Annotated in this window: 13 protein-coding genes; 9 read left to right on the forward strand and 4 right to left on the reverse strand. The window is 46.1% G+C overall.

The window, feature by feature from the left end:
- The first annotated feature begins 259 nt into the window (after window positions 1-259).
- The 3 genes from VIC_RS22175 (at window position 260) to VIC_RS22185 (ending at window position 3023) form a co-directional block, all read left to right on the forward strand.
- The gene (locus VIC_RS22175; RefSeq protein ID WP_006962606.1) at window positions 260-1081 is read left to right on the forward strand and encodes a hypothetical protein; all 822 of its coding nucleotides are present in this window, start codon (window positions 260-262) and stop codon (window positions 1079-1081) included.
- A 5-nt stretch (window positions 1082-1086) separates the two neighbouring features.
- Complete coding sequence (locus VIC_RS22180) at window positions 1087-2277, forward strand: YcaO-like family protein (protein WP_006962607.1); 1191 nt, start codon at window positions 1087-1089, stop codon at window positions 2275-2277.
- Window positions 2278-2399: 122 nt separating this feature from the next.
- A complete protein-coding gene (locus VIC_RS22185) occupies window positions 2400-3023 on the forward strand; it encodes a SagB/ThcOx family dehydrogenase (RefSeq protein ID WP_236612201.1) in 624 nt (207 codons plus the stop codon).
- 132 nt (window positions 3024-3155) lie between these two features.
- Here the strand turns inward: VIC_RS22185 and VIC_RS22190 are convergent, their stop codons facing one another.
- The 4 genes from VIC_RS22190 to hisD form a co-directional block, all read right to left on the reverse strand.
- Complete coding sequence (locus VIC_RS22190; protein WP_006962609.1) at window positions 3156-3878, reverse strand: alpha/beta fold hydrolase; 723 nt, start codon at window positions 3876-3878, stop codon at window positions 3156-3158.
- Between the two features lie 10 nt (window positions 3879-3888).
- On the reverse strand, window positions 3889-4884 hold the full coding sequence (locus tag VIC_RS22195) for a cupin domain-containing protein (protein WP_006962610.1): 996 nt from the start codon (window positions 4882-4884) through the stop codon (window positions 3889-3891).
- A gap of 86 nt (window positions 4885-4970) precedes the next feature.
- Window positions 4971-5705 carry an SDR family NAD(P)-dependent oxidoreductase gene (locus VIC_RS22200; protein ID WP_006962611.1) on the reverse strand — a complete coding sequence of 245 codons (735 nt, stop codon included), beginning with the start codon at window positions 5703-5705 and terminating at the stop codon, window positions 4971-4973.
- A 1-nt stretch (window position 5706) separates the two neighbouring features.
- Complete coding sequence (gene hisD / locus VIC_RS22205) at window positions 5707-6999, reverse strand: histidinol dehydrogenase (RefSeq protein ID WP_006962612.1); 1293 nt, start codon at window positions 6997-6999, stop codon at window positions 5707-5709.
- A gap of 289 nt (window positions 7000-7288) precedes the next feature.
- Between hisD and VIC_RS22210 the strand changes: the two genes are divergently transcribed.
- From VIC_RS22210 to VIC_RS22235, 6 genes are all read left to right on the forward strand, one after another.
- Entirely contained in the window at window positions 7289-8038 is a 750-nt protein-coding gene (locus VIC_RS22210) for an HpcH/HpaI aldolase family protein (protein ID WP_006962613.1), read from the forward strand.
- Window positions 8039-8187: 149 nt separating this feature from the next.
- Complete coding sequence (locus VIC_RS22215) at window positions 8188-9150, forward strand: LacI family DNA-binding transcriptional regulator (protein ID WP_039952514.1); 963 nt, start codon at window positions 8188-8190, stop codon at window positions 9148-9150.
- 469 nt (window positions 9151-9619) lie between these two features.
- Complete coding sequence (locus VIC_RS22220) at window positions 9620-10594, forward strand: nuclear transport factor 2 family protein (protein ID WP_006962615.1); 975 nt, start codon at window positions 9620-9622, stop codon at window positions 10592-10594.
- Window positions 10595-10633: 39 nt separating this feature from the next.
- Window positions 10634-11629, forward strand: coding sequence for a nuclear transport factor 2 family protein (locus VIC_RS22225; RefSeq protein ID WP_006962616.1), 996 nt, complete (start codon window positions 10634-10636; stop codon window positions 11627-11629).
- On the forward strand, window positions 11622-13361 hold the full coding sequence (locus tag VIC_RS22230) for a sodium:solute symporter family transporter (protein WP_006962617.1): 1740 nt from the start codon (window positions 11622-11624) through the stop codon (window positions 13359-13361). The genes VIC_RS22225 and VIC_RS22230 overlap by 8 nt, the downstream gene beginning before the upstream one ends.
- A gap of 127 nt (window positions 13362-13488) precedes the next feature.
- On the forward strand, window positions 13489-14496 hold the full coding sequence (locus tag VIC_RS22235; protein WP_006962618.1) for a LacI family DNA-binding transcriptional regulator: 1008 nt from the start codon (window positions 13489-13491) through the stop codon (window positions 14494-14496).
- Window positions 14497-14527: the final 31 nt, after the last annotated feature.

Consider the following 14527-nt stretch of genomic DNA (forward strand, 5'->3'; position numbering starts at 1 on the left):
GTTAATAGATTTATTTTATTGACTCCAATCCTATTAGAGTGATTTTATTCACCCGATGTTTAATCATCGCAACATAACCTTATTAATTTTTGGAGAAAAACAATGACTACTATTGAAAAACTAAATAAGAAGAAAAGAAACACAGAAGTTAAAACTAAGAAAGTAACGAAGAAAGCAGCAGGTATGTGCTGCACATGTGTTTGCTAAATATTAGTTAATATTTAATTACTTAGCTGCCCTAAGATATAAAGGCTTTATAATGAAACTCAGTCGAAACGTAAATTTTATCTCTACGAAGAATGAGGTAACTCATTTATACTATATGGGCAGCTCACTTTATTTTGAAACAGGAAGCATTTCATCTAATGAACTAAATGCTTTTATTGAAGAACTTCAAAACGTTGCTTTGGATGATATAGACATTGATTCACTATGCGACATCCGATCAGGCATGATATGTTCGCTTTACGACTATGGTCTATTTGAAGGAAATATTTGCAAGTCCCTGCAAGAACTTGAGTTAGTAGAAAACAAAATCTTAAACAAAGTCTACTTCCAGAGCTTCCTACCCGATGAAGAAGAACTTGAGACGCTACGCGCTCACAACTCCATCGAAGTACTCCCAAACTCACATAGCTTGAGCCAGTTAGATGAGAAAGCTTTACTCCTCATTGCGGTCAGTCAACATCAATATAAACACCTAGAGCATCTACATGAAACGCTTTCGACACCATGGGCGGCCATAATCTTTGACCATTTCGGTTTTAGTATTACCCCTGTATTCGGATTGAGTATGGGGCCTTGTTATAATTGCTACCGTATGCTTTTCCTATCCAACCTGTCTTCAATTGATGAACATAATAGGATCGAGCATTATTTCAGTGAGAGAAAACAAAAGTTCAAAATATCAAAAAGTACATTAAGGCAGGGAGAATCCACACTGCAATTATGGATTGAGCGTTTACTTTCAGGAAAACCTTACGGCGACTATGATCATGCAATACTGTTTGATGCTCAAAACCTTGATTTTGAAAAAGTTAGAATACCTAATATCAACACGTGTAACTTCTGCTTTGAGTGATAACTATGTTTTATCCAAACTTAAAAAGCCAAGCCTTCTTAGACAAATTAAGCAAGGTATGTTCAAACAAGTTAGGCATAATTCCCTCTGCCGAGAAACTCAAATTTGAGAACGGACTATACATAACTCGATGTCATTCAAATTCTGGTATCAGTCTACTAACCGGAAGGAAAAATGACATTGTCTCATGTGGCAATGATGCCAGTCTAAATCTGTCAGCAGTGAAAGTTGCTGCCGAATACTTTGAGCGTTATTGCTGGTATAGCCTTTCTATTTATCATGGTAAAGCCCCCAAAAGTTGGGAACAAATGATCAATGAAGGAAATTTCGCGTCGCCACTTAACGAAATCATAAATGCTTTTTCAGAAACCCAGTACTCCGAGCCTACATTTCCTCTTAAAAAATTGGGAACAGGAGAGCCTATTTATTGGTTAAAGACGACTGACCTTGATAATCAAAGCACTTATTTGCCGGCACAGATTTTCGTCCCTCAAAAACCAGAAGAAGTACCGTATTGGAGTCCTAACTCTAATGGAGTAGCTTTTCACATCGAAAAAGATGAAGCTTTTTTGAACAGTTTACTAGAACTCATAGAGCGAGACGCTTTTCTTCATGTTTGGTGGGCTAAGTTAAGTCCAGCGGTGATTTCACAAGAAGACAACCGGTTTGTTTTGGATATCACTGGACGTATTGGAGTTCCTTGTGTTGCTGTAGTGGAGATTTATCGCCAGCATATATTGATAGGTACAAGCGCGGACTTCAATAAAAACAAAGCTATAGACAAGGCCTCTTCAGAAGTTGAGCAGCTAAAAATCGTATCTGCACTTCACGATAATACAGAAAATGTTGAAGAAACTAGCGGTATAAAGTCCTTTGAAGATAGCCTCAATTATTACAAGGAAGAAAATCTCCATCTAACCCACTTTCTTACTCAAGGTGTTTCAGCTACAGAAGAAATGAGAGCAGGCATCAGCACCTTGTCTGAGCTTATCAATCGATTGAAAGAGCTAAATATACGTATCTATACCGCTGACCTTACCACTCTAGAAGTCGCCGCTATGGGGGGAATAGTACTCAAGTCGTATTCTCCGGATTTGATCTCCTTGAACCACGATGATCGGTGTCGACCACTGGCAGCGATAAAGAGAATTACAGGGTGTTGCGCAGCTGAGCGCGAGCCGCATCCATTTCTTTGACGAGAAACGCACTTATGCCCATCATTAAGCAAAAGAACAGATTTGAACGAAAACTAACGCGTAGTATTTCACAATGGTACATTGATACTTGTCTCCGAAGCCAGTTTACTAATCAGGAATCTGTGAACCGCTTCGAGGCGTTTTATGAATCTGCATCAGGCCAAATATTTGAATTGCCTGAAGCATTAACTATAGAAAACGATGCCAGCCCGCTTTTACGCCTTTTTTCAGATCGAAATAGCCATCGTTCCTACTCAGGTTCAACTCTGCAACTGAGCGAACTGTTGTTTTTCCATCGTTCAATTTTTCGTACTCGCAGCTACCCTTCAGCAGGCGGACTTTATAAGGTAACTCCTTACTATATCGTCAATCGAGTCGAAGGTTTGGAACCAGGCGCATACCACTTACCTAATCATCATGAATCAACACCATCACGCCTTTACGCACTTACTGAACATGATAAGAGTGTAGATAAAACCTACTCTTTCGATAACTTATCCGATGCTGCCTTTATCCTATTTCTCACGGCTGAGCACTCTGCTATCACTGAGAAATATGGTGATAGAGGATGGCGTTATGCTTTCTTAGAAGCAGGACATATTGGACAAAACGTAAGTCTCCTTGCAACAGAGCAGGGCTGGAAACATTGCTGTATAGGAGGTGGTATGGAGGACACATTGTGCCAATGGCTGGGAACCACTATTCAGCATCAGGCTCCCTTATACAGTGTGGCAGTAGGCCTCTAGAGCAGACCATTGCAAACATACCTAGATGAATCGGCCCAATTTGCTGATGTTCACTCAGTAACGGTAACATTTCCTCGGCAGAGCTAACTCGTATATAAAAAACAAACCCCGCCAAAATCAGCGGGGCTAGGACTAAAACCATTTTGGCTGGTTGAGTGTCAGCCAGTGGGATATACGCCGTGCTACTTCGTCTGGCCGCTCCATGCTGGAGAGATGACCGCAGTTTGGTAATACGTGCAGTGTCACATCTGGGATGTGCTTGGCCATCAGTAAGTGATTGTCGATAGGACACAGCAAATCGTCTTTGCCGGTAATGACGAGGGTTGGCACCGAGATGTCTGCCAGAAGTGGCCGAGCGTCGGGCCTTGTCGCTAAAGCATCAGCGTGAGCTTGAAAAGCTTCTAGGCCGACATTGAGCGCCATTTGTTCGATTCTCGCCGTCAGATCCAACTCGTCAACACGACTTGGATGAATCAACACCGACATCAACACCTCAGGCGTAATCTGATCAAATTCACCTCTTAACGCCCTGTTAACCAGTGCATAGCGTTTCTCTGAGACTTCCGGTTTTTCATCCGCCGAGTTGGTATCCATCAGAATCAAACCGTTGACTCGCTCCGGCGCCTGACGATACACCTCAAACGCCAAAATGCCCCCCATGGATAAACCACCAAGCACAAACTCTTGTGGGGCTTTAGCCAACACATCAGCCGCTAGTTGTTCCATGGTCGGCAACGCACTCAGTGAAACGCACTCAGGCGCTATCCATTTAGGTAGCGCCTGATTCACATCTTCAAACAGTGCACCATCACACAGCAACCCGGGTAACCAGATCAAAGGCAGTGGTTGTGTCATGTTGCACTCCTTACAGTTTGGCTGGCTTATCAGAGCCGAGTACACAGTATGTGAAGCTGTTACCACGCAAGTTCGTCAGTGAGTATGAGGCACCTTCCGGTACGCTGAATACATCACCTCGGGTAAGGATCAGGCTGGCTTGTTCGCCTTGATGGGTCACAACCACTTCGGTATCACCATCAAAGTTAATCAGTACCTGCTTATCATCACGGCTATGCTGAGGAATGGAGCCACCCTCTGTGAGTTCATACGCCATGATACTGACCTCATCTTCACTTTTTACGTGGAAATCGTAATCAGCCAGCGGATGACCAGTTAGCGCATATTGTTTGACGTTTGGTGCTGAAAAGTCACTTTCAATCGGGCGGTAGTCGTTCTTTAGCGCCACGAAAGGCATCATCTGCTCAGCGGTGTAGCTATCAAACGAAGCCATCTCTTCTTTGGTCAGCAATGGCATCAGTTCAGACTCTTGTGGAACCGCATCACCGTCAATAGTATCGACCAAAGTGCCGTCCGCTTTTAAGTACAAGCCGTAACCTTGACTGTCTTTGATAACGTTAGGGTGCCAGATCACACCACCACCTGAATCATCGCCACCCAGTACCGAGTACATGAAGCCATAATCGCGGCCGACAACTTCAAAGCCACGGAAAAGGTTGGTCGGAATTGAAATCACATCGCCGTGAGAGAGCACCGCTTCATGTTCACCATCATTACCCCAGTAAAAGCGGAATTGACCTTTAAACACGACGAACAGCTCAGCAGTTCGGTGCGAATGGAGTGAATTCTTAATACCCGGCGGCTGACCTGCTGCGCCGATATTGAAGCCTGCTGTTTCGCGAATGTGAACATGCTGACGGCTGCTTTCAGCAACGCCTGCACCTATGATGCAGAAGTTGTCTTTCAGGTCACTGCCCGGAGTACGCGCATCGATAAACGCACTGGTTCCCGGTATCAGCTCCATGTAACGAACAAGATTGTCGTTAATTCGATTTTGTAGAGTCATAGATAATCCTAATTGTTCTTTCTTTTCTTGGGTCTAGCCATTGACCTTGTTAGCGCTTTGCTTTGCTGGCTCTCATACCAATGAGATCAGGAACCAAGAGGTCTGCCACCATCGACGGCAATCGTGTTGCCCGTTGAGAACGTCAGCACTTCCGCAGCGGCGTAGACTGCATTTGCCACCTCTTCATCACTGGCAAGACGTTTGAGTGGTGTCGACTGCTCCTGCTGATTGCGCCAGCTGTCATCGAGCCCTTTAACAAACTCGGTGTCCACCAGCCCCGGAGCAACTGCAAGTACGCGAATATCCGGTGAAAGCGCTCTTGCCAATGAGCGAGTCATATTCTCTGCGGCGGATTTACTCGCACAGTAAGCAATATTGCTGCCCATCGCGGTTTGCGCAGCGATGGAAGTAATGTTCACCACACAACCTTTGGCCTCACGCAGCAAAGATTCACAGGCGCGGACCATGGCAAACGGCGCGCGAACATTGACTTGGAAGATTTGGTCAAACAGCTCGTCGTTCAAACCACTCAAATCTGAATGCGCGACAAACTTTGTCATACCGGCACAATTGACCAGCAAATCCAGGTGGCCGTTAATTTCATTGACCTGACTGGCTAACGAATCTATCGCTTGCGAATCCGACACATTGAGCTGAAAAGCTAAGTGACCTTCACCAGACAACTCTGACAATACTTTGTGCGCCGACTGTTGATTGCTGTTGTACGTTAAGACAATTCGGTAGCCGGAATCGGCCAGCTTGTTACATATGGCGGCCCCTAGACCGCCACTGCCGCCTGTTACTAAGGCAAGTTTCGACATATTAAGCCTCTTCTACTTTGCCTTTGTAACGGCGTACACGAATATCCGCCTGCTCTTTGTGCCCAGCAAAACCTTCCAGTGCACACAAGCGAGAACAGTATTCGCCCACCTTCAGAGATGCCGCTTCAGTGACACGCTGATACGTACAAGTCTTGATGAATTTACCTACCCACAGACCACCGGTGTAGCGAGCCGCTTTCTTTGTCGGAAGCGTATGGTTAGTACCGATACATTTGTCACCGTAAGAAACGTTGGTCTCGCGACCTAAGAACAGCGCACCATAGTTAGACATGTTGTCGAGGAAATACTTTGGCTCTTCCGTCATCACCTGAACGTGTTCTGAGGCGATGTCATCTGCAACTTCAACCATTTCTTCATAGCTGTCACACACGATCACCTGACCGTAATCTGCCCATGCTTTGCCTGCGACTTCCGCCGTTGGCAGAATCGTCAACTGGCGCTCAATCTCTTTGATCGTTTCCTCGGCAAACGTCTCGCTGTTTGTTAGAAGAACAGCCGGAGAGTTGTAGCCATGCTCAGCCTGACCCAATAAGTCTGCTGCTGCCAGCTCTGGGTCACAGCCCTTTTCATCAGCAATAACCAGCGTTTCCGTTGGACCAGCAAACAAATCGATACCCACGCGACCAAACAATTGACGCTTGGCTTCAGCAACAAACGCGTTGCCTGGGCCAACAATCATATCTACAGGGGCAATTGTCTCAGTACCCAGTGCCATTGCGCCTACTGCCTGAACACCACCAAAACAGTAAATCTCATCAGCGCCAGCCATCGCCATCGCCGCAACGATTGCCACATTTGGCTGGCCATTAAATGGCGGAGCACAAGCGATCACTCGTTTTACGCCTGCCACTTTTGCAGTGAGTACACTCATGTGAGCAGACGCGACTAGCGGGTACTTACCGCCTGGGATATAACAACCTACGCTATTAACCGGAATATTCTTATGACCCAGAACCACACCCGGCATGGTTTCAACTTCGACATCTTTCATTGAATCACGCTGAATTTGAGCAAAGTTACGTACTTGCTCCTGAGCGAATTCAATATCGTGGCGAGTTGACTCATCTAATGCATCAACACATGCCTGAATCTGATCTGGTGTTAAACGAAACTGCTCTGGTGACCAGTTATCAAATTTTTCTGAAAGCTCGCGTACGGCGCTGTCACCTTTAGATTCAATATCAGCAAGAATGTTCTCTACTATCTGACGCACTTTCGCGTCATTTGATGCTGATGCTTCTTCAGTGATTCCGTTCTTTAAAATGCGTGCCATGCGATTTTCTCCTTGAGGGTTTAGACTGACAATTGCTTCTTTGTAATTTTGGATACGAATGCAAAATTAGATTAAACACAATATTAACAACTTTCAAGATAATCGTACGCAAGCCCAAAAAGCCATCTAATTACTTGTTTTAATAAGAATTAAAGACATAAAGAAGCGTAATAGACACGATTAATCGATGATTAAATAATCAAAAACATTATTTAGATCACATAAAATTCACTGATCATTTACATTTGTTCGTGCTAATTTTTGCATACCTTTGCAATGGAGTTTTTTCATGACTAATTTCAAATCAACGCTAACCCAGCCTTCCTTACTGGGAACATTTGTTAAAACCCCTCACCCCCACATTATCGAAGTGCTAGCACTGTCTGATTTGTCCTTCATCATTCTCGATGCCGAGCACGCTCCGTTTGACCGTCAGTCTCTCGACCTGTGTATCCTTGCTGCCCGCGCTAATCAGTTACCCTGTCTAGTTCGAGTTCAGGACAGCCAGCCCGCCACCATTCTTAATGCTTTGGATTGTGGTGCGACAGGTGTTCAGATCCCACATGTCTGCAATGCAGAACAGGCAGAGAAAATCGTTAAGATATGTCACTACGGTGAAGGGGGGCGCGGCTACGCAGGCTCCAGCCGCGCTGCAAGCTACGCAACCAAGCCTATGGTGCAACATCTGGCTGACAGTAAAGCGAATACTGTGATCGTGGCTCAGATAGAAGATCCCGAAGGCGTAGACAATGTGGAAGCCATCGCTCGCGTCGATGGTATAGATGCCCTGTTTATTGGTCAGGTCGACCTCACCGTGGCGTATGGCGCTAAAAGCGTAAACGACGATCAGGTGCGACAAGCAAGCATCAGAATTATTGAAGCCGCCAAAGCCTGTGGCAAGCCCGTCGGTATGTTCGTTGCCACAGCGCAACAAGCAAAAGACTGGAGCGAGCTTGGCGTCAACTTCTTTGGCGTGGGGTCGGAGCACAAAATGATCATCGATGGCTTCAGGCAAGAAAGAAATGTGATGAATTCCTGAGTTTTATCCGATATTTAATTGCTATCAATGCACAGCGCTAGACAGAGAAATCCCCTAACCCATACACTCTGGCAGATAAAAGGGTCAGCAAACCCACGGAAAGGAGTATCACCATTAAAGCGAAAGTAACTTCGATAGACGTCGCGAAAATGCTCGGCGTCTCTCAGTCGACCGTATCAAGAGCGTTCAGCCCGACCGCTAGCATCAGCGAGAAGAAGCGTAAGATGGTGATGGATGCCGCCGCTAAGCTCGGTTACACCCCCAACGCGATTGCTCGTAGCCTAATCTCAAATCGCTCTGGTCTTGTTGCCATCGCGTTAGACAGTGAGTCAAACCCGATGTATGACCTGCAATCACGTGCGTTAGCAATGGAAATCCAAAAACGTGGCGGTCAGGTGGTTCTCTGCCCGATAGACAAAGACGACCTTGATCTGGCGATTTCCCGCGCGATTGAGTATCAAGTTGATGGCCTGATCATCGCCACCAGCCGTCTGACTTCACGCGCTTTTGTCCAGTGCGAAAAATTTGGCGTTCACCTGAGTCTTATCAACCGTTATACCAATGGCATCAATGCTAACTGTGCCGGTGTCGACAACCGCCAGGCCGGCCAAGAAGCGGCCGAGTATCTGGTGAAAAAAGGCTATAAACAACTGGCGTATGTCAGTGGCGATTCAGGTTCAATGACCAGCGAAGAGCGCTGGCTTGGCTTTTCATCAAAGCTCAAAGAGTTAGGTGTTCCAACCCCTGTATTTATTCAAGCTAAATACTGCTTCGATGCGGGGATGGAAGCCGCAACAGAGATTCAGTCGCACGCGGTGAAGCCGGAAGCGATTTTCTGCGCCAACGACATCATCGCTCTGGGTTTGATGGATGGACTCAGAAAAGCAGGCGCGTCGATACCGGAAGATTATGCAGTAATGGGCGTCGATAACATCCCGATGTCTGGCTGGCCAGCTTACGACTTAACCACGGTCGCACAGCCTGTCGACAAGATCGTAAGCCGCGCTGTCGAAGATTTGATGGATCGTATCAACAACAATACCGACGCGTCTGGCGACTATCTGCTTGAACAAGGCACTCTGATTGAGCGCGGTAGCACTCATCTCAGCTAGCCTAAACCTTATCAACACATGTAAAAGCCTCACCCTACGGTGAGGTTTTTTTCAAGACAAAGACAAATGGCATTCGTATGCAACAAGAATTAATCTATTAAAGTTATCCCGAGTAAAGACAACTGAATACAGTGTAGGTAACTTTTCTCACTTCATTTTCTTTGTTCTACTAAACGAAAATCTTCCCATCCCTGACGCGTACTCATCAAGTAATAAAGCGACTAGCACTCCTACTATTGACCTAATCTATTGTTTTAAAACCGCTGAATACAGTTCTATTCACCGAAATATGAGTAACAAATTAGCGCAATCACTCTGAACACTTTTCGAACACTTGTTAAAAACCCGATCTTAAGCACGATATTAAAACATCACAGGAACAATCTATTGACAAAAATGCAACACAACTTCATTTTGGATACGTAACCAAAGAATAAAGTAAACAAGAATTAAACTCAGGAGGTGATTTATGGCTATGGTTGGCTTTGACGAAAAATGGCGTGATTTTCCCGATTATATTTTGGGAATTACAAAAGAGATTTGGGAAGACCGTGGCCTAAATACCCTTGAGCACTATTACTCACCTGATATTGTTGTGCGTACACCTTTGTCTATTGTGCAAGGTAACGACGACGTCATCAGCGCGACCATGGCTACACTGGCTGAGTTCCCGGATCGTACACTTTACGGAGAAGATGTCATCTGGTCTGGCTCACCTGAACAAGGCATGTTGTCCTCTCACCGTATCATTTCGACTGCCACACACAGCAGCGATGGGTTCTATGGCAAAGCAACAAACAGCAAGTTGCGTTTTCGCATCATCGCCGACTGCCATGCGATCAACAATCAAATTAACGATGAGTGGCTAGTACGCGACCAAGCCGACATCGCCAGACAGCTCGGCATGACGTCCGAAGAGTTCGCCCGAAAACAAATTGATTTCGAAGGTGGCGTAGAAAAAGCCTCCTTCCCTTTTACTCCAGATGTCGATATGCAAGGCCCTTACACGGGTGTTGGCAATGACAATCAATATGGTCAGCAATACGAAGCCATTCTAAATAGCATCATGAATGCTGAGTTTTCCGCCATCCCACGTGAATACGACCGAGCCTGTATCGGTGAGTACAGTGGCGGCCGTACCGCCCTATCACACAGCGAAATTGATCATTTCTGGATTTCACTGCGCTCTTCATTCCCAAATGCCGAGTTCAAAGTTCACCATCGCATTGGTCGAGAAGATCCAATGATGTCTCCACGCGCCGCCATTCGCTGGTCTCTACATGGTAAGCACGAAGGTTATGGCGCATTTGGTAAGCCGACAGGCAAAGACGTTTACATCATGGGCATCAGCCACGCTGAGTTTGGCCCATGGGGACTGCGTCGCGAGTTTACGCTGATCGACGAAACCGCGATCTGGAAGCAGATTCTGCTTCAGCAAGGCTAAGCCGCCCAGTCATAAACCCACATTCAGTAAGGAAGCAAAATGTCACTCAATATCATTGAACAGTTCTATCAACAGTACTTCAACGCCACGCTTAGTGAGCAGGCGAGTGTTGCCCAGCAAGCGTTGAACCCAGACGTCAAATGGTGTGTCGCGCACCCAGTCAATGACCTGAACGGCCCAGAGGCTGCACACACTTCGTTTCTATCACCTTTGGTAACGGCAATGCCTGACGTTGAGCGACGCCCGATGATCGTGATGAACGGCGAATTTGAAGGCCGTACTTGGTACAACTCAACGGGTTACTTTGTTGGCACTTTTGAGCAACCACTGTTCGGCATTCCAGCAACGGGAAAAACCCTGTATCTCAGATACACAGAGATGGTGTGCGTCGAAAATGATCAGATCACTGAATCTTACATGATCCCAGATTTTATCGATGCCATGAACCAATCGCGTGTGAACCCTCTGCGCAAAAGCTTAGGTCACGACGGTTTAATCCCTTCACCCGCAACGGCAGATGGCATTCAAAACTCTGACGTATGTGAAGAACACAGCGCAAAAAGTGGTCAGCTTGTGCATGACATGCTGGCATGTCTTGGTCGTTTTGACGGAAAAGATCTCTACTCAATGGATCTGGAAAACTACTGGCATAAAGACTTTATGTGGTATGGCCCAGCAGGTATTGGTACTACACGCGGCATCAAAGGTTTCCGCAACCACCACCAAGCCCCATTTGTCTTCGCCTTCCCCGACCGAAGTGTGGACATTGAGCTCAATTTTTTGGCTAAAAATGACTACGTATCCACTGGAGGCTGGCCTCACATGCATGGTACTCATACGGGTCATAGTGGCTGGTTAGGCCTTGCCCCAACAGGAAAAAATATAGAACTTCGCGTCATGGATATCTGGCGACGAGAAGGTGACTTGCTGAAAGAAAACTGGGTAGCAATTGATATCGTTCATATCTTGCTCCAACTTGGTTATGACGTTTTCGGCCAAATGAAAGAACAATTAGAAGGACCTAATTATGCATGAGTTTGGTGTACTTAACTGGACTATTCTTGGCGGTTACATTGCCCTCACCCTATTGTTGGGGGCCGTGGTCGGCAAAAAAGTAACCTCGGCGAGCCAGTTCGCACTCGGTGATAAAAATATCCCATGGTGGGCGATCGGTATTTCTGTTGTATGTACCTATGTCAGTGCTATGTCGTTCTTGGGCGGCCCAGCATGGTCATATAAAGAGGGTTTGTCGGTTATCGCAATTCACCTCAACTACCCGCTGGTGATCTTCTTTATCGTTGCTGTATTTATGCCATTCTTTTACAACAACGGTCTGACTTCTATCTACGAATATCAGGAAAGACGATTCGGCAAAGCGTCACGTGTGACTTTATCATTCATTTTCCTGATTAAGCAGGCGTTAAGCTCAGCTGCGGTACTGTACGCGACAGCGATAATACTGGAGTTCATCACAGGAATAGACGTGGTGTACTGCATCATGATCGTTACTGCCATTGCGCTGATTTATACCGTCATGGGCGGCATCGCCGCTGTTATCTGGACTGATGTGATTCAAGCCGTGATTCTTTTCATTGGTGCATTCATCATTATCGAAGCCGTGTGGAATGGCATGCCAGAGCCGATGACCGATGTAATGGCCGAGCTAAAAGCCAAAGGCATGACAGATGCTCTGCAAACCAGCATGGATTTAAGTCAGGTAACGACTATCTGGGCTGGGGTGATTGCCATGACGATGTTCCACACAACAGTCTACGGTGGTAGCCAGATGATGGTTCAGCGCTGTATGGCAGCGAAAAGCATGGGTGATGCGAAGAAAGCTATGTTGATGATGGGTTACGTCGCCTTCTTCATCTACTTCGTGTTCATTCTACTTGGTGTTCTGTTCAACGCGTATTACGACGGTAAAGAGTTTGAAAACGGCAATACAATTATTCTTCACTACGCCAGTGAGTATGGTATGCCGGGTCTTATGGGCATCATTGCAGCAGCGATTCTGGCAGCAAGTATGTCGAGCCTTGACTCCGCATTCAACTCTATGGCGACGGTATCGGTAGCAGACTTTTACAAGCGTTTTTACAAGCAGAACGAATCTGAAGAGCATTACCTGAAAGCATCTCGCGTCTTTACTGTCGCGTGGGCGATTCTGGTCATCATTCCCGCTCTGATGTTCGCGACCAGCACAGGCTCGGTGCTTGAAGTGTTGAGTAAAGCAGGTTCTTATTTCGTGGGTGCGAGCTTCTGTATGTTTGTACTGGGTTTCTACTCAAAGCACATCACAGAAAAAGGCCTGCTTATCGGTGTTTTCGCCAGCTTTATCGCCATCTGGTATGTCGCGGTAGCTACTGATATCGCTTGGCCTTGGTACTGCGTGATTGGTGTCGTGGTCAACGCTGTTGTGGCTTATGCTGCAAGCTTGCTTCTGACAGGAAAACAGGAAGAAATGCACCTATACACAATCAAAGGACAACAGGCGGAATACGCTCGTCTGAACAAGCCTGTCAAAGAAGACGGCTGGTATGTTATCCCTGGAAAGATTGACGCACCATGTTATGGCTTGCTGGTCATGTTTGTCTTCTCATTGATTCTGCTGTGGGGCATTAACGCTTTTACCGATAATGCACCAATGCTTATTAATTTTGTTCGTGGCTGCTCAATTGTGGTTGCAATCAGTGTTGTCGCTTACGCTGTCTACTCACTACGAGGCTCTAAAACGGCCAAACCGGAGCAGATTGAAACAGCTGAATAGTTCTGGGTTGTACCCAATTAAAGTGAAAAAGCCTTACTTTGAATAGAGTAAGGCTTTTTCCTTTTATGACTACGTACCTATTTATGTTAGGCTTGCTGTGAATTTCTTACCAAATGAATGATGGTCCATGAACTCAACTAAGCAGACGGTGACTTCGAAAGATGTCGCGAAACTCGCCGGCGTTTCTCAATCGACCGTTTCTCGCGTATTTATCCCTGGCAGTTCAGTGTCAGAGAGAACGAAACAGAAAGTATACGAAGCGGCGAAAGCGCTCAATTACCGCCCTAACGCGTTTGCACGTAGTCTGACAACCAACGAATCAAAACTGATTGGCTTGGTTTTTCCTGATGCTGATTATCCAATTCATATGAAAACCCTACAGCTCATTTCATCAGAACTGCAAAAACTGGGTTACTCAGCAGTTTTGATTCCGTGGCAAGTTGACGACAAAGAAAATCATTCTATCCCGAATATTTTCCAGTACCGAGTAGACGGCGTGATTGCGGCTTCTGCCACATTCAATAAAAGCCTCTATGAAGAGTGTGAAGAGTTTAATATTCCCATCGTTCAGTACGCGCGCGTGGTGGAAGGAACCAAAAGCAGTTACGTGATCAGCGACAACTACGAAGCAGGACAGCAAGCCGCTCAGTTGTTAGTGGATTGTGGTGTGAAACATCCCGTTTATCTGACGGGAGAAGTCCCTACCTTTACCAATGATGAACGGCACAAAGGCTTCAGTAGTGAATTTGAAGATTTGACAGGTACGCTCCCTCAGGTTGTTGAAGCAAACTATGACTATACTGCTGCGCTTGACGATATTCGCCAGCTGCTAAAAAAGAATGATCGCCCCGATGCGGTGTTCTGTGCAACGGATAATCTCGCGATGGCATTAATGGACGTTGCTCGCTACGAATTCAACTTACGTATTCCACAAGACTTGCAGGTAATCGGTTTCGATAACATCCCCCAGACTGAATGGCTGAGTTATCAGTTAACGACGTTCAGGCAAGACTTCAAACGTCTGGCAAGAGAAAGTGTCAAAATTGTGGTAGACCAAATCAACGAGCAAAACACCAGTATGGTTAAAATGATGGTGCCGGTGAAACTGCTCGAGCGAAACACCACCAGCCGTTAAACTAAAAGCGGGTAACTTTACTCCAACCAAC

It is taken from the genome of Vibrio coralliilyticus ATCC BAA-450, assembly GCF_000176135.1.
Lineage (GTDB): Bacteria > Pseudomonadota > Gammaproteobacteria > Enterobacterales > Vibrionaceae > Vibrio > Vibrio coralliilyticus.